The 5,193-nt window shown below is 65.4% G+C and carries 4 protein-coding genes and 2 pseudogenes; 2 read left to right on the top strand and 4 right to left on the bottom strand.

What is annotated here, in order from left to right:
* The 3 genes and pseudogenes from ACXJKQ_RS27300 to ACXJKQ_RS27290 all read right to left on the bottom strand — a co-directional run.
* A pseudogene (locus ACXJKQ_RS27300) lies at positions 1–176 on the bottom strand (flagellin); the annotation flags it as partial.
* A 234-nt stretch (positions 177–410) separates the two neighbouring features.
* Complete coding sequence (locus tag ACXJKQ_RS27295; protein ID WP_457108803.1) at positions 411–1,838, bottom strand: hypothetical protein; 1,428 nt, start codon at positions 1,836–1,838, stop codon at positions 411–413.
* An 85-nt stretch (positions 1,839–1,923) separates the two neighbouring features.
* Positions 1,924–3,276, bottom strand: coding sequence for a lipase family protein (locus ACXJKQ_RS27290; RefSeq protein WP_457108802.1), 1,353 nt, complete (start codon positions 3,274–3,276; stop codon positions 1,924–1,926).
* 205 nt (positions 3,277–3,481) lie between these two features.
* Here ACXJKQ_RS27290 and ACXJKQ_RS27285 point away from each other — a divergent pair, with 205 nt between their 5' ends.
* Both ACXJKQ_RS27285 and ACXJKQ_RS27280 read left to right on the top strand, forming a co-directional pair.
* Positions 3,482–4,405, top strand: a complete 924-nt coding sequence (locus ACXJKQ_RS27285; RefSeq protein WP_457108801.1) for an SGNH/GDSL hydrolase family protein — start codon at positions 3,482–3,484, stop codon at positions 4,403–4,405.
* An 84-nt stretch (positions 4,406–4,489) separates the two neighbouring features.
* Positions 4,490–4,741 (top strand): hypothetical protein, encoded by a 252-nt coding sequence (locus ACXJKQ_RS27280; RefSeq protein ID WP_457108800.1) that lies wholly within the window; start codon positions 4,490–4,492, stop codon positions 4,739–4,741.
* A gap of 208 nt (positions 4,742–4,949) precedes the next feature.
* Here ACXJKQ_RS27280 and ACXJKQ_RS27275 read toward each other — a convergent pair.
* Positions 4,950–5,193: pseudogene (locus ACXJKQ_RS27275) on the bottom strand (methyl-accepting chemotaxis protein); the annotation flags it as partial.

The raw sequence follows: 5,193 nt of genomic DNA, 5'->3' as shown, positions 1-5,193 counted from the left end.
CTCGACGAGCGCCCGTCGAGGGCCTGGGATGTGAAGAAGTTGGTCGGGTTGTCGAGGGCGGAGTTGACCGTCTTACCGGTGGCGAGGCGGTTCTGCGTGGTCGCCATGAGGGTGGCGGTATCCTGCAGCGAGAGCAGGTTCTGACGCGTGGCGGCCGACAGGGTGATGGAGGACATGGATCGCTATCTTTCCAACCGGAGCAACCCGATTCTCGGGGATCCCTAAGCATACCGATTAAGGTTAAGTCTGGATTAACTGCGCGGATATTTTTGGGCACGCGCTGCTTGCTCGGTAAAAGGGGTGCCGCGTCAGGAAGTCCTGTCGTGCGTGGACCATGACGGGACGGGGCCATCAACGATGCAGGCCCGACACTTGCGCGCCCCCGCCGATACGGCGTGGCCGATCCGGGATCAGTCGAGCCCGTAGCCGAGCAGACTTTCGGTTACATGTCCCTCGCAGCCCGCGTCGGTTGACACGAAATGGTCGTGGCCCCCGGCATTGCACCGGAAGATCGGGTGGGTGCCCGGCCTGCGCGCTTCGTAGATGTAGCCGGTCTGCCCGAGGGGGGTATGGCCCTCGCACCCGAGGTCCAGGCTCAGGAAGTGATCCTGTCCGGCGACGCAGCTCATCAGCCGTGCCGTCCCGGGTGCGGGAAGCGATAGCACCCTGCCGACACTCCGCTCGATCGTGTAGCCCGGACCGATAAAGCCGGTCGTGACCCAATGCCCACCCGGTCCAACGGCGCGTTGGAGCGCAGGGCGATCGGCGCCGCGCACAGTGCTGGCGGCGGCAATCCGCCAAGTGCCCGGATACGGGTCGCCCCCCGAGAAGTAGACGGTGATGTCCGGCAGGAACCGGGCGAGGCTGCCCGCGCTGTCGCGCTGGAAGCCCGGACTGTGATTGAGGTAGAAGCCGGTCACGTCGGAATTCAGGTAGCCAAGGGGCGTCCAGGCTGCCGGCGCACCGCTCAGCAGCGCCGTCAACGGCATCTTGAACAGGCCCATCTGGTAGGTCTCCCGGTCGGGATTCCGGCCGGGATCCTTGCAAGCGACCTGCTGGCACGCACGGCCCGGAAGGCCCGTGATCACGTAAACCTCCCCCGATCCCGGATCGAAGGCGAAATCGGAATTGGGATTGATGGTCGTCCCATCGGTCGCGACATTCGGAATCCGCACCGGTGGCCCGAAACGCACGCCGTCCGATGTGTGGCGGACGTAGAGATCGCCGAAGCCTGGAACACCCTGCGGTCCGGTGAGGTCGGTGGTGAAGACGAACAGGCCGGACCGACCATCCGCGAAGGTCGCCGGCTGCCCGGTGCCGTAATTACCCTGTGCGACCACCGGATTGATCGGCGCGATGACCGGTTCCGGATAATCGACCCACGTCACCTTGTCGTTCGAGAAGGCGAGGCCCGTCTGATTGTTGTTGCCGGGCAGGTTGTCCGCGCCGGAATAATACATCGCGTAGACGTAGGGCCGCCCGTCTGCTGGGTTGACGAAACGGCCGCGGATGACGCTGGGGTCGCAGACATACTGGCGGTTCCAGGAGCCGGACGTCGGTCGGAATACGGGCTGTGCCGGGGAGAAGCCTGTCTGCGGGCTGTAGGAGCGATGGAAGATCACATCGGTCTTGCCCTGTCCGCACCACCAGAAATCGGTGGTGCCGTCCTCCGTTATGACGCTGGGGGCATAGTTGTAACCCGCCGGGTTCGCCTCGTTCATGAACAGAGCTTGGGCTTCCGGACCCTTCCATCCCGCATGGCAGCGGGCTGTGAGTCCCACCATCGCCAACATCAAGACGACGAGGGCGCCGGTCAGGGTGTCGAAATCAGGCTTCACGGTGGCTCAATCCTCGATTCCGGCGTCCATACCACCGGCGCTCGATCTCGGACGACGTGGGCCAATGCTCAACCGTGACCGATATTCACCCGCCGTGCGGCGGCGCTGCCGCGCGGCGGCAGAGCGGGCGAAGGGCGCGATCGAGCAGCGATTGACGGCCCAGGACCATCTCGAAGAAATCGTACTCTCCGGGGCGGAAATTCGCTTTCAGAAATTGAAAATGCATGTGGAATGGCTTGAGCCGTAGGCGCTTGTAATCGGCCTCGGGGATCCTGTCCTTGACTCCCGCGGACCGGATGATCGGATTGTAGGCGAGAAACGCCGGCCTCTTGAGGCCGATATCGAAGATTGGATTAAATCCGTAGCAGTTGAGCCAGTCCTGCGGCGCCTGATAATCGCACCAGACGATGTGCCGGCTGTAGACCAGTGTCGCAATGTCGTTCCGGATCCGGCCGGCTTGGCGCTGCAGCGCGACGAACGGCATCCCGGAGCCCAGCGTGACCAGCGCTACTTTGGGATGCGCCTGAATGTCGGCGCCGAGCCGCGTGAGGACCCGTGCCGCGACCTCGACCGCCATGGTGGCGCCGAGGGAATGTCCGATGATCATGACCTCGTCGGGGGCGTCCGCGGGGTGAGCGCGCCAGTGGGCCATCTCGGTCAGGATCTGTTCCGCGAAGGCCGCGACACGCGCCTCGTAGTCCGGTCGTCGACCGTTCGCATGTTGCCAGAAGAAGATGCAGATGCTCAGGATGTGCCAGAAGAACAGCCGCCCGAGCGCCCTCCTGACGAAGGACAGACCCGCCAGCGCGGCCAGGGCGAGCGGCAGAGCCGCCCATGCGGGTTCCGCGATCGGAAACCGACTGACCGCCGCGTAGATCGCGAGGCCGGCCGCGATCAGCAGGATCGGGGCTATGAACACGACGAAAAAGGGAAACGCCGTCAGAAGGGTGTAGGGCAGCCCGAAACGGGATGTCTTGAAGATCAGTCCCTGCACGATCCCCGCCAAGACGCTGCGCGCGAGCAGCGCCAGCTTCCGCGACAGGGACCGTTCCAGATCCGACCGGATGATATCACTCCAGATCAGTGTCTGAATCCGGACCGCGGCGCCCTCGCCGTCCGCCGGCGCGCTGACCGCCCAGATCCGGCTCAGCCCATCGGCGCTGATCCGGATTTCCGAGACGGCGCGGGGCATCAGACCGAAGCGGGTCGTGTGACGGGCGAGCTCCCGTTTGAAGAACGTGGGAAAGCGGACGCCGCTGCGGGCGTCGAATCCGTGGATGAAGAAGACATGCCGGCGCCTCACCGGCAGCGGATGAAGATCTCGGAGCTTGAAGGGCGTGAACGATAAGTAGCCGCGAACCATATGATCCGACAAAGGCGAGGGCAGGAAAAAGAATCGTGGCGGTCGACTCCGCCGGCGGGGATCGGTGCATGGCACGTACGGAGCGGAGCCCACAACTGCCCGATGGTGAATACGGTTCCCTCGACTGCGACCGTTTATCATCCGCCCACCGCGAACGCCCCGGGCCGAGAGACGGCGGTAGGGAGCGAAAGGTGGTGACGCGCCGAAGAAGGACTGGACTTACGAAAATTGAACCCCCTACGATGCGCGACGCGGGGATCGTGGTCTGGATTGGATGCGCTTGTCAGGGGCCGTGAGAGCATTTCGCAGCGCTGCCCTTCGACGTCACAATATCGGCCACATCCAAGCTGCGTTCGACGCCGCGCCCAGCGGATGCATCATCCTGGCGGGTGACTCGCATGCGTCCCATCTGCCGCGCGTTCTGGCACCCCGCACCGTCCTCAATGCGGGCATCGCCGGGGCGACGGTCCGCTCCTACAACCGCGCTCTCGATCTGTTGAGGCAGCCCTTGCCGGGCTCCCTCGCAGTGCTGATCATCGGAACGAACGACATCCGCCATCGATCGGCGCTGTCGAAGGCGGCGACCGATGAGTTCTTTCGCCAAGCGGTCCGCATCGTCGAGCGCCTCCAGACGTGGACGCTCGATCCGTACGTGACGGCGTTGCCCCCGACACCGGTGTCGATGGCGTCGGAACGCGATCCCGAGACGGTCGAGGTCTATTCGGAGCTCCTGCGCGCTGTCAGCGAGTACCGGGGCGTGTCGTTCTGCGATCCGTTCACGTCGTTGCGCGGCGCCCGGTTCGGCTTGTCCGAGGACGACGCGTTCATCGATGGGGTGCGGCTACGGGACTACGGGGCGATCGCCCTACAGATCGAAGCCCATATCCGCGGCCACTGCAGACCTGAGCGATATTTGGAATGTTCCCTTCCCGGTTTTGACGCGGATTATTACCGGAATTGGTACCCCGACACGTCCCGATATCCCCTTGGGCCGACGCGTCATTACCTGGATTTCGGATGGCGGGAAGGCCGGGACCCGAGCGGGCAATTCAGCACCGACGGCTATCTCAACGCCAACCCGGATGTCCGCGCGGCCGACGTCAATCCGCTGGTCCATTTTCTGGAGGTCGGTTTGCTGCAGGGCCGGACCGGCTGGCAGAAGTCGCACCCGCATCCCACCCGGTATGGACGCGTCGACAATTAGGCGTCCCGGGTTGTCGGGCGGCCCGCACGGAATCGTGACCTCCGCTGTCGCAAAGCTGCCGCAGCGCAGGCCGCACATGCGGCCATGCGCCCCTTCCTTGCCGCCACATTCCTTGCCCTCATCGTCACCGGCGCCACCGCCGGGGAGGCCGGCCTGGAGGGACCCGTCGTCGCCGGTGGATTCGGGATGGGCGGATCGGACTATTATGGCGATGTCCGCAGCCGCATGCCGTTCACGAGCGAAGCGCCGCCTCGGCCGGTGGGCATGATCGACATCACGCGCGTCAGGGCCGCTCGGCGGCGGCAGGCCGCGCATCGGCCGCGCCATCGCGGCTGAGCGGCGGAACGCATCAGGCGTCGTCGTCCGGCTCGGTCCGTCGCCGTGCGCCGCCACATCCCAGCGCGAGGCCGCGCTCGGTTCTGACCGTCGACCGTTGCGACGAGGGATCCGCAGCGATGCGGGCCGCGCCCATGTTCGCGGTCTGGAAGCGCAGAGGCCATCCCTGCGATCGCCGCCGATGGATGGGGATCGACGGTCCGCCGCCTCAGTGCCGATATCGCTCGGCGAGGGCCATGAGGGCCTGGGCGAGTTCGGTGAGGTTGGCCGAGGCCGCCTCCACCTGCCGCGTCCCCGCCGCCGTCTGCTGGCTGGCCTGCCGGATGTTCTGGAGCGCGCCCATCACCTGCTCGATGCCGAGCTGCTGCTGGTTGGTCGAGGCGACGATCTGCTGGAAGGTCTGGACGTTCTCCTCGACCCGGGCGGTGATCTCCTCGATGGTCCGCTGCGTC

The sequence above is a fragment of the Methylobacterium sp. P5_C11 genome, from assembly GCF_054049775.1.
Note: the sequence above shows the minus strand (reverse complement) of the source record. Positions and strands in the feature narration are given on the sequence as shown.